The organism is Caballeronia sp. GAWG2-1 (assembly GCF_023631405.1).
Lineage (GTDB): Bacteria > Pseudomonadota > Gammaproteobacteria > Burkholderiales > Burkholderiaceae > Caballeronia.
The window spans coordinates 21,032-38,716 of the sequence record NZ_JALQDD010000004.1; the positions used below are offsets into that span (position 1 = coordinate 21,032).

Annotated in this window: 18 protein-coding genes; 6 read left to right on the top strand and 12 right to left on the bottom strand. The window is 62.8% G+C overall.

All coding sequences use genetic code 11. The features are described from left to right. The first annotated feature begins 137 nt into the window (after nt 1-137). Nucleotides 138-518 (top strand): hypothetical protein, encoded by a 381-nt coding sequence (locus tag NCR98_RS02245; protein ID WP_250463143.1) that lies wholly within the window; start codon nt 138-140, stop codon nt 516-518. A gap of 48 nt (nt 519-566) precedes the next feature. Here the strand turns inward: NCR98_RS02245 and NCR98_RS02250 are convergent, their stop codons facing one another. After that, nucleotides 567-764: a hypothetical protein gene (locus NCR98_RS02250; RefSeq protein ID WP_244827069.1), complete on the bottom strand. Its 198-nt coding sequence runs from the start codon at nt 762-764 to the stop codon at nt 567-569. 444 nt (nt 765-1,208) lie between these two features. On the opposite strand from NCR98_RS02250, the gene ggt reads away from it, so the two are divergent. From ggt to NCR98_RS02265, 3 genes are all read left to right on the top strand, one after another. After that, nucleotides 1,209-2,846, top strand: a complete 1,638-nt coding sequence (gene ggt / locus NCR98_RS02255; RefSeq protein WP_250525408.1) for a gamma-glutamyltransferase — start codon at nt 1,209-1,211, stop codon at nt 2,844-2,846. Nucleotides 2,847-3,177: 331 nt separating this feature from the next. Continuing rightward, complete coding sequence (locus tag NCR98_RS02260) at nt 3,178-4,002, top strand: ferritin-like domain-containing protein (RefSeq protein WP_244827071.1); 825 nt, start codon at nt 3,178-3,180, stop codon at nt 4,000-4,002. A 66-nt stretch (nt 4,003-4,068) separates the two neighbouring features. Then, nucleotides 4,069-4,581 carry a hypothetical protein gene (locus tag NCR98_RS02265; protein WP_250525409.1) on the top strand — a complete coding sequence of 171 codons (513 nt, stop codon included), beginning with the start codon at nt 4,069-4,071 and terminating at the stop codon, nt 4,579-4,581. 17 nt (nt 4,582-4,598) lie between these two features. Here the strand turns inward: NCR98_RS02265 and NCR98_RS02270 are convergent, their stop codons facing one another. The 4 genes from NCR98_RS02270 to NCR98_RS02285 all read right to left on the bottom strand — a co-directional run bounded on the left by NCR98_RS02270 (nt 4,599) and on the right by NCR98_RS02285 (nt 9,273). Then, entirely contained in the window at nt 4,599-6,227 is a 1,629-nt protein-coding gene (locus NCR98_RS02270) for a DEAD/DEAH box helicase (RefSeq protein WP_250525410.1), read from the bottom strand. A gap of 251 nt (nt 6,228-6,478) precedes the next feature. Then, nucleotides 6,479-7,099: a PAQR family membrane homeostasis protein TrhA gene (gene trhA / locus NCR98_RS02275; protein ID WP_250525411.1), complete on the bottom strand. Its 621-nt coding sequence runs from the start codon at nt 7,097-7,099 to the stop codon at nt 6,479-6,481. Between the two features lie 110 nt (nt 7,100-7,209). Next, entirely contained in the window at nt 7,210-8,508 is a 1,299-nt protein-coding gene (locus NCR98_RS02280; protein ID WP_250463157.1) for a cytochrome c, read from the bottom strand. A 21-nt stretch (nt 8,509-8,529) separates the two neighbouring features. Continuing rightward, the gene (locus NCR98_RS02285; protein WP_244827960.1) at nt 8,530-9,273 is read right to left on the bottom strand and encodes a c-type cytochrome; all 744 of its coding nucleotides are present in this window, start codon (nt 9,271-9,273) and stop codon (nt 8,530-8,532) included. 469 nt (nt 9,274-9,742) lie between these two features. On the opposite strand from NCR98_RS02285, the gene NCR98_RS02290 reads away from it, so the two are divergent. After that, entirely contained in the window at nt 9,743-10,684 is a 942-nt protein-coding gene (locus NCR98_RS02290) for a CopD family protein (RefSeq protein ID WP_250525412.1), read from the top strand. A 15-nt stretch (nt 10,685-10,699) separates the two neighbouring features. On the opposite strand, the gene NCR98_RS02295 is transcribed toward NCR98_RS02290, so the two are convergent. The 7 genes from NCR98_RS02295 to hda all read right to left on the bottom strand — a co-directional run bounded on the left by NCR98_RS02295 (nt 10,700) and on the right by hda (nt 16,343). Beyond that, on the bottom strand, nt 10,700-10,999 hold the full coding sequence (locus NCR98_RS02295) for a hypothetical protein (protein ID WP_250463162.1): 300 nt from the start codon (nt 10,997-10,999) through the stop codon (nt 10,700-10,702). Nucleotides 11,000-11,087: 88 nt separating this feature from the next. Further along, on the bottom strand, nt 11,088-11,903 hold the full coding sequence (panB, locus tag NCR98_RS02300; protein ID WP_244827078.1) for a 3-methyl-2-oxobutanoate hydroxymethyltransferase: 816 nt from the start codon (nt 11,901-11,903) through the stop codon (nt 11,088-11,090). A gap of 47 nt (nt 11,904-11,950) precedes the next feature. Beyond that, nucleotides 11,951-12,631, bottom strand: coding sequence for a deoxynucleoside kinase (locus NCR98_RS02305; RefSeq protein ID WP_244827079.1), 681 nt, complete (start codon nt 12,629-12,631; stop codon nt 11,951-11,953). Then, nucleotides 12,628-13,188, bottom strand: coding sequence for a 2-amino-4-hydroxy-6-hydroxymethyldihydropteridine diphosphokinase (gene folK / locus NCR98_RS02310; RefSeq protein WP_250463170.1), 561 nt, complete (start codon nt 13,186-13,188; stop codon nt 12,628-12,630). The genes NCR98_RS02305 and folK overlap by 4 nt, the downstream gene beginning before the upstream one ends. 98 nt (nt 13,189-13,286) lie before the next feature. Further along, nucleotides 13,287-14,849: a polynucleotide adenylyltransferase PcnB gene (gene pcnB / locus NCR98_RS02315; protein ID WP_250525413.1), complete on the bottom strand. Its 1,563-nt coding sequence runs from the start codon at nt 14,847-14,849 to the stop codon at nt 13,287-13,289. Then, entirely contained in the window at nt 14,842-15,528 is a 687-nt protein-coding gene (locus tag NCR98_RS02320; protein WP_244827082.1) for a histidinol-phosphatase, read from the bottom strand. The genes pcnB and NCR98_RS02320 overlap by 8 nt, the downstream gene beginning before the upstream one ends. Before the next feature lie 11 nt (nt 15,529-15,539). Then, on the bottom strand, nt 15,540-16,343 hold the full coding sequence (gene hda / locus NCR98_RS02325; protein ID WP_244827083.1) for a DnaA regulatory inactivator Hda: 804 nt from the start codon (nt 16,341-16,343) through the stop codon (nt 15,540-15,542). Nucleotides 16,344-16,610: 267 nt separating this feature from the next. Between hda and purM the strand changes: the two genes are divergently transcribed. Continuing rightward, entirely contained in the window at nt 16,611-17,666 is a 1,056-nt protein-coding gene (gene purM / locus NCR98_RS02330) for a phosphoribosylformylglycinamidine cyclo-ligase (RefSeq protein ID WP_250525414.1), read from the top strand. Nucleotides 17,667-17,685: the final 19 nt, after the last annotated feature.

Genomic DNA, 17,685 nt, shown 5'->3' on the forward strand with positions numbered 1-17,685 from the left:
GGCCATTAGCACAAAGCGCCCTAAGGAGCCGTTCGCGCCAAGGAAACCGTAAGAATGCCTATTCCATTTGGCCGAGTGGCGCGAACTCGCGGTTCGTCCGATACTGGCAACTCGAAATCGGGCAACGGGTGAATGCAATGCGAATGCAGGTTGTGTCAGGCGTGCTGGGCGTGGCTGTTCTGGCCGGCTGTGTAGCGACGCCGAATATCGACGGATCGAGCGGTGCGCCGTCGTTCAGCGCGTTGCAGGAGATGTGCGGGACCACGCAGGTGGACTATGGCGGGGACGCGCCGTCCGTCTACACGGCGTTCTTCGACGCTTACGTGGCGCAACGGCGCGGCGGGTTATCGAAGGATCGCTATTGCGCGTTTCAGGGGACGATCGCCGCGCGCTACGGCGTATATCGCGCGAATTCGGGGCCGGAGGCGCAAAGTGCGTGGGCCAGCTTCTTTCTGGATCAGCGTGCGCAGGCTTTGAGCTGGCGTGCGGCAGTCGATCCGACGCTGCGGGCAGGATAGGACGCGGCGCAGATAAGTCCGCGTCCGACATCGCTTGGGAAGCGAAGGCTAGGAGAACCGCTTGAATGCCTTGATGGTGGAGTCGCCAGTTGCGGTAAGGCGCCATTGTTGTCGGCCCGAAGCCAGGTTCTCGAGTTGAACGAGTTGACGTTCGAGCAATGCATCGAGTTCATCGCGTTCCATGTCGACCTGATTGGGCTCTTCCTGAACCAGCAGCAGCGTGGCGAATTCGTGCGGACTCAGCATTCGTGTTCTCCATTAAGACCGAACGGCAAGGCGACCGGCTTTGTGAGCCGGGTCTCTTTGCTTCTAAGCGTTTATTTGGAAGACTTCAATCTGCCGGGCAGTCGCGTTGTCGTGTGCTGCGTTTGCCGGGAATTCGGATTGTAGGCAAGCGTCTGAAGAGTGCCAAACTCCCGGTGAAAATTTTGGCTTTGACATTTCCTCGTCGCGCAAGCGGGTCCCAAGTCAGCCGAACTTGAAGAAATTACTTGAAGGTTTTGCCGCACTGCAAACACCTCAAACTAGGTCTTTTTCAGCGCCATGCGATTGACTCATCAATTGCGGCGACAAATGAATTTGCTTTGAATTAAGCAGACAATGCACCATTCGTTCTTTTGAACTGTCGGCTGATCGACGCGGCAAGCCGTCAGACCAGATCGGCTCGCTGTTAATCCGGACATCAATCACATGACTCGTTTCAACTGGCAGAACCCTTATCCGACTCCGCGCTTGCCGGTTTTCGCGCGCAATATCGTTTCGACGTCGCATCCGCTGGCCGCTCAAGCTGGCTTGCGCATGCTCTGGAAGGGCGGTAACGCCGTGGATGCGGCCATCGCCGCAGCGGCCGCTATCACGGTCGTCGAGCCGGTTTCATGCGGGCTCGGCGGCGACGCGTTCGCGCTGGTCTGGGACGGCAACCAATTGCATGGACTGAACGCTTCGGGCGTGGCGCCAGCAGCCTGGAACGTGGACTATTTCCGCACCAAATACGGCGAAGAGAACGGTCTTGCCCGTCAACCCAAACGCGGCTGGGACGCGGTGACGGTGCCCGGCGTCATCGCCGGATGGGAAGCGCTTCACGCGAAGTTCGGTTCGCTGCCATTCGCCGATTTGATGGAACCGGCCATCGAAATCGCGGAGCGCGGACACGCGTTGGCCAGCATCGTCGCCTATAAATGGGCGGCCGCCGTGCCTGAACTGAAAGACCAGCCAGGTTTCGCGGATGTCTTCATGCCGCGTGGACGCGCGCCCGAAGTCAGCGAACTCGTGCGTTTTCCCGGCCATGCGAACACGTTGCGACGGCTCGCGGAGCACGGCCCGCGCGCGTTTTACGAAGGCGAAAGCGCCGAGCGCATCGCTGCGTTCTCGCGGCAGGGCGGCGGCGCCATGACCATGGACGATCTCCGAAACTACCGCGCCGAGTGGGTCGAGCCGATTCAGAAGGATTATCGCGGCTACACCGTGCACGAGATTCCGCCGAACGGACAGGGAATCGCGGCGCTCATCGCGCTTGGCATCCTCGACAAGTTCGATGTCCGCGCGCTGACCGTCGACCGCATCGAGTCGCAGCATCTGCAGATCGAGGCGATGAAACTCGCGTTCGCGGATGTATATCGCTATGTCGCCGATCCGCGCTCGATGGAAGTCACGCCCGAGCAAATGCTCGACGACGCCTACCTCATGGAACGCGCCAAGCTGATCGATCCGAACAAGGCAAGGCATTTCGACTTCGGCATGCCGAAAGCGGGCGGCACCATCTACATGTCTGTCGCCGACGAGCGCGGCATGATGGTGAGCTTCATTCAATCGAACTACATGGGTTTTGGCTCGGGCGTGGTCGTGCCGGATACGGGCATCTCGCTGCAAAACCGCGGTTGCGGGTTCTCGATGGACCCGAAGTCAGCGAACGTGGTCGAGGGCGGCAAGCGGCCGTTCCACACGATCATTCCTGCGTTCCTCACGCAAGAAGTGGATGGCCAGCGCGAGGCCGTCATGAGCTTCGGTGTGATGGGCGGCGACATGCAGCCGCAAGGACATCTGCAGTCGATCGTGCGCATGCTCGACTACGGGCAACAGCCTCAGGCCGCCTGTGACGCGCCGCGCTGGAAGGTGAATCACGATTTCACGATCGATATCGAAGCGACACTCGACCTCGAAACGGCCCGCGCGCTCGAAGGGCTCGGCCACACCATCAAGTCGGTCGACGATCCATACATGGATTTCGGCTCGGGACAATACATCTGGAAGCTGGATCGCCACGATCCAGAGCGTGGTTACGTTGCCGCAAGCGACAGTCGACGCGACGGGCTCGCGGCCGGCTTCTGAGCCTGCACGCGCCGGCAACTAATCACGGCGGCAGGCGCGTCGTCGACGCCAAATCGCGCAACCTCCCTTGGCGGCACATTTCGTGCTCCTTCGTGCGCCAGCCGTTCTTGCGCATCGACTCGTAAGAATTTGACATAGACGGAACTGCGCTGATGCGGCGCAAGTCTGTCCCCATGTCTGCAAATTCATTGCAGGACGGCTAAGATGGAAAAACAAGCCGTTAAGACGCGAAGTTGAAGTCGCCCGAGCCGAATGGTTCGCGGCGTCGCCTGAACCTCGGCCCGCTCTTGTTGGCCGATGGCGCGTTCAGTCCATCCAGGGAGCGCGATACATGCACACCGATAGTACCCATGTGATGCCGTGGCGCATCGAAGACATCGATCTCAACCGGATCGATCGTCAGAAGGCGGCATCCAACGAACATCTTCTTTTGCTGTTGTGCGCATGCTCATTCATCGAGAGCGGCACGGATCTCTACACGAGCAATCTCAGCAAGTATTTTCACGACGACCCCGAGATTTCGGCGTGGCTGAACGACGAATGGGAGCCCGAAGAAATGCAGCACGGCCGGGCGCTCAAGACTTACATCAACCACATCTGGCCGGAATTCGACTGGGACCGGGCTTTCAAGAGCTTCTTCGACGAGTACTCGCTAACGTGTTCCTACGAAGCGTTCGAGAAAAAGCGTGCGCTCGAAATGGTGGCGCGGTGTGTTGTCGAAACGGGCACGGCCACGCTGTATCGCGCGATCAACGACTGCTCGGACGAGCCGGTGTTGAAGGAGATCACCGACAACATCCGCACCGACGAAGTGCGCCACTACAAGCACTTTTTCCGCTTCTTCAAGAAGTGGAACAAGATCGAAGGCAACGGGCGTCTCGCCGTGCTTGGCGCGTTGATCCGTCGCGTGATGGAACTGAAGAGCGAAGACTCGGAGATCGCGCTACGGCACGTGTTTGCGGTGCGTTATCCCGAGCGCGTCAAGGACTCGAGCTATAACCGCGAACTGTTCGCGCAGGTGAACGCGCTCGTGCGGCGCAATCTTTCGGCGGATCAGTGCATCAAGATGCTGTTGAAGCCGCTCGATCTGCCCGCGCGTATTCAGCCGGGCGTTCACTATCCGCTTGCCAAGATCACGCAGTTGTTTTTCCGCTGATCAGGACGATGCCCGCTCAGGTTCATGCGGGCATTCGGTGGATCTGCCTTTCAAGTCATTTCCCCCATGACCGATGCCACGCCGCGTCAGGCCGAACTCTCGTCGCAAACGCCTTTCGATGAATGGCCGCCGGAACTCAGGACGCTCTTAGATGGCACGCTGACCGGCGCGCCCGTCGGCTTCACGGCGTCGCTATGTGCCGTCGACAGCGGCGGGCGCGTCCGCACCGCGCTCCTAAGTGCGGGCGAGCTGCTCGCGCCCGACGCGCGCACGCTCGTGTTCGCGTTGTGGCCCGGCTCGCGTACCGCGCAGGCGATCGCCGCGAGCGGGCGCGCGACCATCGCCTTCGTATTCGACGAAGCGTTCTTTCAGGTTCAGCTGGATACGCGCCGCGTGGCGCTCGACGATGTCCCGCTCGCATGCTTTGTCGCCACGATCGAAAGCGGCGAAGCGCAACGTGTCGCCTATGCGCGTTTGAAGAGCGGGATTACGTTCGAACTGACGGAGACCGAGAGCGTGCTCACGCGCTGGCGTGAGCAGCTTGACTGGCTGAAGCGGGCAGCGAGCGCTGCCGCCTGAAACACACCTTCGAATACTTAACGTCCGCGGCCGCCCGAGCGCATGCCGTCGCGCCGCGCGCCGCCGCTGTCGCTGCGCGCCTTGCCGCCGAGCAGCGCGCCGGGATTACCGGCCTTTGCGTTCGGATTCGCCGCGCGTGCCGCATCCGGACGGCGCGTTGCCGCGCCTGCATTGGCGTTGGGAGCGGCGGGCTTGGCGCCGGCAGGCTTGGGACCGCGTGCATCGCGGCCATCGCGTGAATTCGCCGCTTGCGATCCGCCGTTGCGATTACCGTTCGCCGGCTTGCCACTGCCGCGCGCTTCGCCAGATGCCGCGCCGCTTGCACGGCCGCCATCGCGTCGCGCTTCGCCGCCACCGCGCTTCGCTTCGCCTTCGCGTCGCGGGGCGCTGCTGCGCTTCGCTTCGCCTTCGCGTCGCGGGGCGCTGCTGCGCTTCGCTTCGCCGCCTTCACGCGGACCGCCGCGCCCTTGGCTGCGGCGCTGAATCGGCTCGGGACGCGCATCCGGGTCCGGCTCGAAGCCGGCGATCACTTCCTGCGGAATCGGGCGCTTGATCAGACGCTCGATGTCCTTAAGCAACTGAAGCTCGTCCACACAGACGAGCGATACCGCTTCGCCATCCGCGCCCGCGCGACCCGTGCGGCCGATACGGTGCACGTAATCTTCCGGCACGTTCGGCAGATCGAAGTTGACCACGTGCGGCAACTGATCGATATCGATACCGCGCGCCGCGATGTCGGTGGCGACGAGCACCTGCAAGGTCTGATCCTTGAACTCGGCCAGCGCACGCGTACGCGCCGACTGACTCTTGTTGCCGTGAATCGCAAGCGCGCTGATGCCGTCCTTGCCCAATTGCTCGGCAAGCCGGTTCGCGCCGTGCTTCGTGCGCGTGAACACGAGCACCTGGAACCAGTTGTTCGTGCGGATCAGATGCGTGAGCATCTCGCGCTTGCGGTCGCGATCCACCGGATAAATCTTCTGTTCGATACGCTCGGCCGTCGTATTGCGGCGCGCGACTTCGATCAGCGCGGGCGAATCGAGCAGGCTGTCGGCCAGCGCCTTGATTTCATCCGAGAAAGTAGCCGAGAAAAGCAGGTTCTGACGCTTCGTGGGCAGGCGCGCGAGCACGCGCTTGATGTCGTGAATGAAGCCCATGTCGAGCATGCGATCGGCTTCGTCGAGCACGAGAATCTCGAGCTGCGACACGTCGATGGTCTTCTGCTGCATGTGATCGAGCAAACGTCCCGGCGTTGCCACGACGATATCGACGCCGCGCTTCAACGCGTCGATCTGCGGGTTGATGCCCACGCCGCCGAACATCACGGTCGACTTGAGCTTCAGATATTTGCCGTAGGCGCGCACGCTTTCCTCGACCTGCGCGGCGAGTTCGCGCGTCGGCGTGAGGATGAGCGCGCGGATCGGACGCTTCGTTCCGGCGGCAGCGGGCGCCAGTTGCGAAAGACGTTGCAGGATGGGCAGCGTGAAGCCGGCGGTCTTGCCCGTGCCGGTCTGCGCGCCCGCCAGGAGATCGCCGCCCTTCAGAACGGCGGGGATGGCCTGGAGCTGGATCGGGGTCGGGACGGTGTAGCCCAGTTCGTTGACAGCGCGTAGCAGAGGTTCGGACAGGCCGAGTGAATCAAAGGACATAAGGGATTTTCGAATTCGTTGTGTCGAACGGCGTGCATGCGAATGACGTTGCGGCGAACCGTGGTTCTGCCGGTTGCGCGCATGTGCGACGCTCGGAAAAAAATCGGGCGGCTTGCCATCGAGCGTTCATCGATTCATCGACGAGCGCGAAGCGTTGCCGCGGGGATTCGACGCGTTATCAAGACACGCCGGCTGGCCGTAAGTTGCATCGATGAAGCCGCGATGCCCGGGCTCACTCGCTGTTCGCCGTTTCACGCGACATAGCGCGCGACGCTCACGAACTGACAGAGACTGCCCGCCAGCACGAACAGATGCCAGATACCGTGGCCGTGCCGGATACGCTCGTCGTTGATGAAAAAGTAGATACCGGCGCTATAGATCACGCCGCCCGCCACCAGCCACGCGGTGCCCGCGGGCGGCAGCGCCGTCACGAGCGGACGGACGGCTACGAGCGCGAGCCAGCCCATCAACACGTACAGCACCATCGAAACGCTGCGGGTTCGGCGCCCGAGCGTGAGTTCCTGCGTAATGCCGAGAACCGCGAGGCCCCAGCTTACGCCGAATAGCGACCAGCCCCAGGGACCGCGCAATGTCACTAGTGTAAACGGTGTGTAGCTGCCTGCTATCAGCAAATAAATTGCCGAATGGTCGCACTTTTGCAGAATCGACTTCAGGCGAGGCGAGCGCACGCAGTGGTACAGCGTCGAAATCAGGTAGAGCGCGCAGAGCATGGCGCCATAGATGGCGAAGCTCACGACCTTGTAGGCATCGCCGTCCAACGCACCCATGACGACGAGCGCCACCAGACCGGCGATCGACAAGACCGTGCCGATCAAATGGCTGATGCTGTTGAACCGCTCGCCTATGTACATGCCCGATCCATACCGAAAGACGCGCCGGTGACGCGCCACAAAAGACAAGGGGCGCGGCCTAAGTTGAAGGCTGCGCCCCAGTGCGTATTGTACGCTGTCTTTCCCGAATGTCAGTCGAGCGGCGCCGAACGCAGATTACTCACCTGCTGCGGCGACACCGGCGTGCCGTGATTGCCCCACGACATACGGATGTACGTCACGACCGCGGCCACTTCCGTATCCGACAGCGACTGCGCGAACGGCGGCATGCCGTGCGGCATCGGGTTGCCACCCGTGCTCGGCGGATAACCACCGTTGAGCGTCATGCGAATCGGGTTGACGGCCGACGGCATCTGGATGGACTGGTTATTCGCGAGCGGCGGATATGCCGGCGGCTTGCCGAGACCATTCTCCTGGTGACACTTCGCGCAGTTCTCGGTATAGACCTTCTTGCCCATGGTCAGCAATTCGCCGCCGAACTTCTCGGAGGTTTCGAGCTGCAACGACTCCGGCGCTTCCTTCTTTTGCGGAATCGACTTGAGATACGTCGAGATCGCGTTGATGTCGCCGTCGGTCATGTACTGCAAGCTGTTGTGGACGACTTCGGCCATCGGGCCGAACACCGCGCCACGCTGCGACACGCCGGACTTCAGCAAGTCGTTGATGTCCTTGATGTCCCAGTCGCCGAGACCGGCTTCCTTGTTCGACGTCAACGACGGCGCATACCAGTTTTGCAGCGGAATCAGACCGCCGGCAAATGCCGCCGAGCTGACCGGACCGCCCATGGCGTTGATCGACGTATGGCACATGGCGCAATGACCAAGGCCTTCGACCAGATACGCGCCGCGGTTCCATTCGACCGATTTGGTCGGGTCCGGCTTGTACTCGCCTTCGCTGAAGAACAGGGTGCGCCAGCCGATCAGCAGATTGCGGTTGTTGAACGGGAAGCGCAGTTCATGCGGACGGCTCGCTTCGTTGACCGGCGGGACGGAGCGCAGATACGCGTAGATCGCGTCCGAGTCGGCGCGCGTGACCTTCGTGTAGCTCGTGAACGGGAAGCCTGGATAGAGCAGACTGCCGTCCTTCGAGCGGCCGGTGTGCATCGCGCGGTAAAAGTCGTCCGACGTCCATTTGCCGATGCCGAATTGATCGTCCGGCGTGATGTTCGGCGTGAACATGGTGCCGAACGGCGTCGCCATGGGCAGGCCGCCCGCGAATTCCTTGCCGCCGCGCACCGTGTGGCACGCGATACAGTCGCCGGCGCGCGCGAGGTATTCGCCTTGTTTGATCAGCGCGGCTTTGTCGGTAGGCGTCGCCGCGACGGCGCCGCCCGAATGCAGGTTGTCGCCGCCCGACCAGAGGACGGCGGCGGCTGCGACGGCTGCCACCACGACAGCCGAGGAGAGTGCGAACAGGGACTTGCGTTTCATTATGTTGTCGCTCCAGACGCCTTATTGCGGTTCGCTGCCGCAGGTCAGCGGCATCTTCAACGAGCCAGCGGGCGCGGGCACCGGGTTGGCGGGTGCGGTTTGCGTTGAGAGCCAGGCGGCGACGGCGGTCACGTCGTCGTCGGTCAGGCGCGAGGCGATTTGCTGCATGCAGTCAGGCGCTTTCGCGTGGCGCGTGCCCGATTTCCATGCGCCGACTTGCGCGCTGATGTAATCCGAGTGCAACCCGACGAGGCCCGGAATGGCCGGCTGCATGCCGGTCAGACCCTTGCCGTGACAGGCCGCGCAGGCGGGAATGTTCTTCGATGCATCGCCGTTCAGCACGATTTGCTGGCCGCGCGCAAGCGTGGAAGCCGAAACATTCGTCTTGGCGGGCGGCGGATACGGCGGGCGCTGGCTCGAGAAGTATCCGGCGATCTGATGAAGGTAGTCGTCCGAGAGATACGTGACGAGGTAGTTCATAGGCGGATACTTGCGCCGGCCTTCGCGGAAATTCTGGAGCTGGTTGTACAGATAATCGGCAGGCTTGCCGGCAAGACGCGGGAAATAGTCATTGTCCGTGCCTTCGCCATGAACACCGTGACATGCCGTGCAGCCTTGCACGCGCGCTGCCATGGTGTCCGGGGCGATCGGCTGGTTCTGCGCCTGGGCTTGTGCCTGACCCGCGCCGAATACGCCGGCGCTGCTGACGACGGCCAAAGCGAGCAGCGGACGAAAAATGCGTCTTGAAAACACGCGACACTCCATGAAATTCGGGGACCTGCCGAGCTTCGTGCGGCTCGGTGCGAAGGTGGCGAACCACGGCCACGCGTTGGGTGGCGGAGGGTGGCGGGCCACGGCCATAGTGGCTCGACGAGCCTCTGATGCGACGCGGAATTCTATCATCGATGCATGATGATGACTATTTGACACAACTTTCCGCCCTCACTGAGGCGCAATCGCGACAATCTGCCGCGTCGCAACCAAGAACTTTGACATAGCGCAACACAAATGCATGTCGACAAAGCATCGACTTTCTTCGTGCGAAAAACGGGGTCGCTGCACTCCATTCTCACGGCAAGCTTAGGAAGCTCGATGCACAGGTTCAAGACCTTTCAATGGTGCCGCGCAAGGTGCGTTCGTTTAGACTGCGCGGGCCGAGACTCGCAGGTTCTTCCATGATCTCCCCAGCCTTACATCCAACAATTGGCGTTCCCGAAGCGTCCACGGCGGCGCCATGAACGGCGATTTCGACTTTCTCTGGCTCGCGCAGGTCGTATTCGGAGCATTGAGCGATACGGCGTTTGCCTGTGCGCTTGGCGCGGCGCTCTTCGACGCGTGGCTCTGCGGCGAAAGAGCGCACGCGGTCGTTTCGCCTGCGCATCGGGGTTGGCGGCATGCAGCGCGTGCCGGAACCGTGGCCGCAATTACCTTCGTGGCTTGCAACTTCGTGTGCTTGTGGCTTCAGGCCGCGGCGATGAGCGGTTCGCCTGTCAGCGATGCGGGCGCGTCGCTGTGGCTCGTCGCGACTAGCACGCAAGCGGGCATCGGCTGGCTGGTGGCGTTGGCGGGCGGCCTGGTGATCGTGCTGGCCTGCGCGACGGGCAGACCGCAAGGCGCATCGAAGACAGGGTTCGCGATCTTCGGCGCGCTCGTGGCCGCTGCAGGGAAAGCGGCTATCGGCCATGCCGCCGATGCCGGCGCGTTTTCCCTCGCCGAAGCCGTGCAGACGCTGCATCTGCTTGCCACGGGCGTGTGGGGCGGGATCGTCATCGTGGGCGCGCTGGCGGTGTTGCCGGCGCTCGGAACATCGGTGGCGCGTGCGTCGTTGATTCGCAACGTCGCGCGCATGTCGCGGGCGGCGACGCTCGCGGTGATCGTCATCATCGCGACGGGCGTGTTCAACGCGTGGCGCGGCACGGACGGATCGGCGGCGGTGCTCGTCGACAGCAACTGGGGGCACGCGCTGATCGTGAAAACGGGACTGGTTCTGGCGGCGCTCGCCTTGGGTGCGCTCAACCGCTGGTCGGTGTTGCCGCGCCTGCAGCGCACGGCATCGACGATGGATGCGCACACGGTCATCAACGTGATGCGCCTTGAAGCGGTGCTGATGCTTTGCGTGTTCGCCACGGCGTCGGTGTTATCTCACGGCGTGCCGGGCGCGGCGCTCGCCGGCTGAACGCGTTTCGAACGCTTACTCGTATCCCAGCCGATGGCTGACGATCGGCGCACAGAAGAGCGCCACCGCGCAGCCGATCACTTTCCCCTGCAATTCGACATAAGCCGTGTGCGAGCTTGCAACGAGCAGCACTTCGAGCATTTGCGGCGCGCAGAAAATGCCCGCCACGCCAATGAACCAGTTGGTAACGACAGGAATGCGCCAGCCACGCTGCGCGCCAATTGCCGCCGCAACGACGCGCGCGACGCCGAAAGCGACGAGCGCGCCGACGGCCATCTGCGCGCGGATATATTCATCGGGAAGGACTTGCCACATGGCTGTTCTTGTTCTTGGTGACTGTTCGCAGCTTACTTTGCAAGAATCTCGCCATATGTACGACAAAACGCAATCGGCGTCAAAAAAATCAGAAGGTGTGTTCCGGGCCGGGGAATGTGCCTTCACGCACTGCGCGCACGTACGCGTCGACCGCCGCGAAAATGGTCGGCTGTCCCTGCATGAAATCCTTGACGAAACGCGGACGCTTGCCGTGGAAGATGCCGAGCATGTCGTGCAGCACCAACACCTGTCCCGAGCAGTCGATGCCCGCGCCAATGCCGATTGTCGGAATCGCCAGACTCTCGGTCACTTCGCGCGCGAGCAGCGTCGGCACGGCTTCGATCACGAGTAAGCGGGCGCCCGCCTGCTGGAGCGCCAGCGCGTCGCGGCGCATTTGCTCGGCGGCCGCTTCGGACTTGCCCTGCACCTTGAAACCGCCGAACGCGTGCACCGATTGCGGCGTGAGACCGACGTGTCCGCACACGGGAATCGAACGCTCGACGAGAAAGCGCACCGTGTCCGCAAGCCATTCGCCGCCTTCGAGCTTCACCATCTGCGCGCCGGCGCGCATCAGTTGCACGGCGTTGGCGTAGGTTTCCTCGCGCGATCCGATGGTGCCGAACGGCATATCCGCGACGATCAGCGCGCCCTTGCTGCCGCGCGCCACGCAAGCCGTGTGATACGCGATGTCCGCGAGCGTGACCGGCAGCGTCGTCGCATGGCCCTGAAGCACGTTGCCGAGCGAATCGCCGATCAGCATGACGTCGACGCCCGCGCGATCGAGCAGCGCGGCGAAGCTCGCGTCGTAGCACGTGAGCATCGCGATTTTCTCGCCGGCTTCACGCATGGCCTGGAGTTTCGGGACGGTGATCGCCGAACGGCTCGTTTCCTGCAAGTACGTCATGGTCGTTTCAAAACTCGATTAGGGGAAAACAGCAGCAAGCCAAGCGCTCAGACCGACACGCCTTTCACGAAAGATTCCTTGCGTCCGCGCATGGTCTCGATGCGCTCGACGAGCAACGCGAGATCTTCTTCCGATGTCAGCGGGTTCAGATGCTCCGCGTTCACCGTGAGCAGCGGCGTTGCGTCGTAGTGATAGAAGAACTCGTTATACGCATCGCACAGTGCGCGCAGATATGAATCCGAAATCTGCAGTTCCATGGGCAGCGCGCGTTTTTGAATGCGCGAAAACAGCACTTCGGGACTCGCCTGCAGATACACGACGAAATCCGGCGCGGGCCCGGTCGTACCGATGCGTGAGGCCAGGTCCTTGTACAGCTGGAACTCGTCGTCGGGCAGCGTGAGGCGTGCGAAAAGCTCGCTCTTCTGCGTGAGGAAGTCCGCGATCAACGGCGTATGGCCGGTGAGCATTTCCGCGGCTTCGCGCGTCTGCGTCACGCGCTGCAACGCGAAACTCAGTTGCGTCGCGAGCGCATGGCGCGTGGTGTCGCGATAAAAGCGTTCGAGAAACGGGTTGTCCTGCGGGCGCTCGAACAGCGTGCGCATGGACCAGCGTTCGGCGAGCAAGGTTGCAAGCGTGGTCTTGCCCACGCCGATCGGACCTTCGATTGCGATATAGCGGTGCGGCGGGCGCAGTTGCGGCGCGGTGACAGTGAGAGGCGGAGCGCTCATCGGCAATTGGGTTTGGTGGCGGCAGCGGGTGCCTCTGCTGCACTGGATGGAGCGGCGCGCGTGAGCACCTGACATTGGCAGGTCGCGACCTGCTCGATACGCTGATCGGCGACGCCCGCGAGAAATGCATTGGCGCGGCCGCGTTGCGGAATGACGAGTTCGGGTTCGAGTTCAAGCAGCGGCACGAGCACGAACGCGCGCTCCGTCATGCGCGGATGTGGCACGATCAGGTCCGCTTCGTCGATGCCCGACTGGCCATACAGCAGGATGTCGAGGTCGAGCGTGCGCGGCGCATTGCGATACGGCCGCTCGCGCCCGAATTGTTCCTCGATGTGGTGACACAAGCGCAAAAGCGCGCGCGCCGGCAACGATGTTTCGAGCTTCACGACGCAATTGAAATAGTCGTCGCCCGAAGAGTCGATCGGCGCGGTGCGGTAAAGGCTCGATTTGGCGAGCACGGTGATCGTGTGCTGCTGGGCGAGACACACGACTGCGTCTTTCAGGGTCTGGCGCGCATCGCCGAGATTCGCTCCCAGGCCCAGATAAGCAATCGTCATGGCAGAAGTCCTACGCCGTCGTTCGGCGAAAAGCGGGTAGATCCCGGCGATACGGCCCGGGGGCAAACCTGTATTCGCTACTGTAACGAAAAGCGGCGTTATTCGTTGTCGGCGCCTTCGACTGGGCCCGAGTCGCTCGCCGCGCCTGCTTCGTGTGCTTCGTGCTCCACGGTCTCGCCGTTCTTGCGCTTCGCGTTGCTGCGCCGCCGGCGTTTCTTCGGACCGCGATCTTTCGTGCCGCCTTGCGAAAGCAATGCTTCGCGATCGGCGTGATCGGCTTCGATGAAATCGGTCCACCATTGACCGATTTCGGCATCCAGTTCGCCCGACTCGCAACGCAGCAGCAAGAAATCATAACCCGCTCTGAAGCGCGGATGTTCCAGCAGCTTCAAGGCGGTGCGGCCGCGCTTTTCGAGCCGATGCTGAAGCCCCCAGATCTCGCGCATATCCGACGAAAAACGCTTGTGAATGGCGAGCTTTTCGGTCTGCATGTCGAGCACGTCGTCCATTGCGCGATGCAGCGCCGGCACCGGATAGTCGCCGGCTGCGGTGAACTGTTGCCAGCGCGTCTGCACATCGTGCCAAAGCAGCGTGGCGAAGAGAAAGCCCGGCGACACCGGCTTGCCCGCGCGCACGCGTTGGTCGGTGCTCGTCAACGCGAGCGTGACGAACTTCTCGCCATGCGGTTGCTCCAGCACGACATCGAGCAAAGGCAGGACGCCATGATGCAGCCCTTCCTTGCGCAGACGCGTGAGACACGCCAATGCGTGACCGGAAAGCAAGAGCTTAAGCATCTCGTCGAACAGACGCGCGGCGGGCACGTTGTCCATGAGATCGGCGAGTTCTTGAATGGGCGCGCGCGTGGCGTCGTCGATCTCGAAGCCGAGCTTGGCCGCGAAGCGCACGACGCGCAGCATCCGCACCGGGTCTTCGCGATAACGCGTGGCCGGGTCGCCGATCATGCGCAACAGGCGCGCGCGGATGTCGGCCATGCCGTCGTGATAATCCAGCACGGTTTGCGTGGCCGGATCGTAGTACATCGCGTTGATGGTGAAGTCGCGGCGCGTGGCGTCTTCGTGCTGCTCGCCCCACACGTTGTCGCGCAAGACGCGGCCGCTCGCGTCGACCGCGTGCGTGCGCGTGTCGAGTTCGCTGCGCTTGTAGCGGCGTGGCGCTTCGGCGGCGGGCGCGGTTTGCGCGGACGGTGCATCCACGAGCGCGCGGAACGTGGAAGTCTCGATGATCTCCTGCCCGAACTGCACGTGCACGATCTGAAAGCGCCGCCCGATGATGCGCGCGCGCCTGAAAAGCCGTTGCACTTCGTCGGGCGTGGCGTCGGTCGCGACATCGAAGTCTTTGGGCGCGACGCCGAGCAGGAGATCGCGCACCGCGCCGCCGACGATGAACGCGCGATGCCCCGCCTGTTGCAGCCCGTCGGTCACGCGCACCGCGTTCTTCGAGATGAGCGAAGGATCGATGCCATGAACATCCGACGACAGGATGACCGGCACGCTCGGATCGCGCTTGGGCGGCGCGACGGTTTTCTTGCGCGTGCTCTTGCGAGCCGGTTTCGTTTCTGACGAAGCGCTGGCTTGAACGTCGCCATCGGTGGTATCGGCGCTTTCTTGTCCGAACAGCTTGCGGATGAGTTTTTTAATCACGTGTATCGAAGAGGTTCAGAATGCGCCAGCCTTTGGCTTGCGCATGCGCGCGCAGGGTGTCGTCGGGATTGGTTGCGACCGGGTCGGTCACGCGTTCGAGCAACGGGATGTCGTTGTGCGAATCGCTATAAAAATAGCTGTGTTTGAAGTCGGCGAGCGACTTGCCGAGCGTGCCGAGCCATTCCTCGACCCGCACGATCTTGCCTTCGCGATAACTCGGCGTGCCGGTCGGCCGGCCCGTGAGCGCCCCTTGCGGGTCGTTGTCGACGGTTTCGAATTCGCAAGCGATCAGCGTTTCGATGCCGAACGCTTCCGCGATAGGCGCGGTGATGAACGCGTTGGTCGCGGTGACGAGGCAGCAGAGATCGCCATTATCCTGATGCTCGCGCACGAGCGTGACGGCAGCCGGGACGATGCGCGGATTGATCACCTCGCGCATGTACTGCGCGTGCCAGTCGTCTAGTTGCTCGCGCGAATGCTTGGCAAGCGGCCCCAGCATGGCGTGCAAATACGCGTTGATATCGAGCACGCCCGCCTGGTATTGAGCGTAGAAGGCATCGTTTTGCCGCGCGAAGCTGTCTGCATCGACGATACCGAGCTTGACCATGAAGCGGCCCCATTCGTGGTCGCTGTCGGTGGGAATGAGCGTGTGGTCGAGATCAAAGAGGGCTAGGTTCATGGGAGCGCATTTTACTTGAAGCGGGTCGGAGCGTTGTCTGTAGCGGCGTGCGCGTGAGGCTCGCCGAACAGGTCGATGGAATCGGGCGATGCGCTTTCCGTCTCGGACCCGGCCAGGTCCCACGAAGGCTGGCCGAAGCGCGCGAGCACGGTGCGCAAAAGCGGCATGGTCACGGCGCGCTTTTTTTCGAGCGAGAAGCGGTCGAGTTCGTCGAGCAGCGCCATGAGACTCGGCATGTCGCGCCGGAAATGCGTGAGCAGATAAGCGGGCACGCCTTCGGCCAGCACGATGCCGCGCTCGCGCGCCGCGTGCCGCAGCACCGACGCCTTGGCGTCATCCGCGAGCGGCAGCAGATGGAACACGAGGCCCCAGCCGAGCCGCGTGCGCAGGTCCTCGCGCACGGCGAGCTGCATTGGCGCGACATTGCCGGTCGCGACGAGCGCGCTGGCGGGATAAGCGCGCACTTCGTTGAAGAGATTGAACAGCGCGATTTGTTGCGCGGGCGAGAGGCCGTCGCAATCGTCGACGGCGTAGAGCGTCACGCGCGGATCGAAACCGAACGCGTTCAGCGCGCTTTGCGGGCTCAGAAAGCGCGCGCGGCCGTTCGCCTCGTACACGAGCGCGTGCAGCAGATGGCTGCGGCCGCTGCCGGCTTCGCCCCAGATATAGAACGTGCGATCCGCGACGGGTCCGGCCGCGAGCGCGCCTTCGAGCTCGCGCAGGCGCGTCACCAGTTCGTGGTTGCTCGCGGCGAAGAAGTTGTCGAAGGTGGCGGGCGGTGGTGTGCCCAGGTCGAGCGTCAGTTGGCGTTGCACGTGAGAAAGGAGTCGGTTCGGGCTGTTTGGGCGGATCGGTTGTGTCTTCGTCTTGTCTTCGTCGTGTCTTGAAAACAGGCGGTTCGGGTGCGCCGATGTTCGAAACGCCGCCGCTGGCCGCCTTTCGCGCGCGGCGCCGCTGCTTTCGCCGGACCGTATTCGATCTCGAAAAGAGCGCCGGCAGGCTTCGATGCACGCGCGGGAAAACCAGCCGGACGGCTGTCATCGGGTAAAATCGCATTTTACCGACCTTCTTGCGCTCCCCCCATGAATCAACCGAAATCCGCCCCTGATGCTCCCGGTTTGTCGTATCGCGATGCGGGCGTCGACATCGACGCAGGCGACGCGCTCGTCGACCGGATCAAGCCGTTCGCCAAGAAAACCTTGCGCGAAGGCGTGCTGGGCGGCATCGGCGGATTCGGCGCGCTGTTCGAAGTGCCCAAGAAGTACAAGGAACCGGTGCTCGTGTCGGGCACGGACGGCGTCGGCACCAAGCTGCGTCTTGCGTTCGAACTGAACCGGCACGACACGGTGGGCCAGGATCTCGTCGCCATGAGCGTGAACGACATCCTCGTGCAGGGCGCGGAACCGCTCTTTTTCCTCGACTATTTCGCCTGCGGCAAGCTGGACGTGGATACGGCGGCGGACGTGGTGAAGGGCATCGCGCAGGGTTGCGAATATGCGGGCTGCGCGCTGATCGGCGGCGAGACGGCGGAAATGCCGGGCATGTACCCGGACGGCGAGTACGACCTCGCGGGCTTCGCGGTCGGCGCGGTGGAGAAGAGCAAGATTATCGACGGCAGCGCGATCAAGCCGGGCGATATCGTGCTGGGTCTCGCGTCGAGCGGTATCCATTCGAATGGGTATTCGCTGGTGCGCAAGATCATCGAGCGGGCAAATCCCGATTTGAACGCCGATTTCGACGGCCGTTCGCTCGCCGACGCGCTGATGGCGCCCACGCGCATCTACGTGAAGTCGCTGCTGTCGGCCATGCAGACCGTGACCGTGAAGGGCATGGCGCATATCACGGGCGGCGGTCTCGTCGAAAACATTCCGCGTGCGCTGCGCGAAGGGTTGACGGCAGAGCTGGACCATCGCGCTTGGCCTTTGCCGCCGCTGTTCGCATGGCTGCAGAAGCACGGCGGCGTCGCGGATGCGGAGATGCATCGCGTGTTCAACTGCGGCATCGGCATGGCGGTGATCGTCGCGGCGGAAGACGCGCAGGCAGCCACGGGCTTGCTGTCGGCAGCGGGTGAACAGGTTTGGCAGATTGGTGTGGTGCGGGAAAGCGCGGAAGGGGAGGCGCAGACGGTGGTGGTTTGAAGGCTTGCCGCGTTGTGAT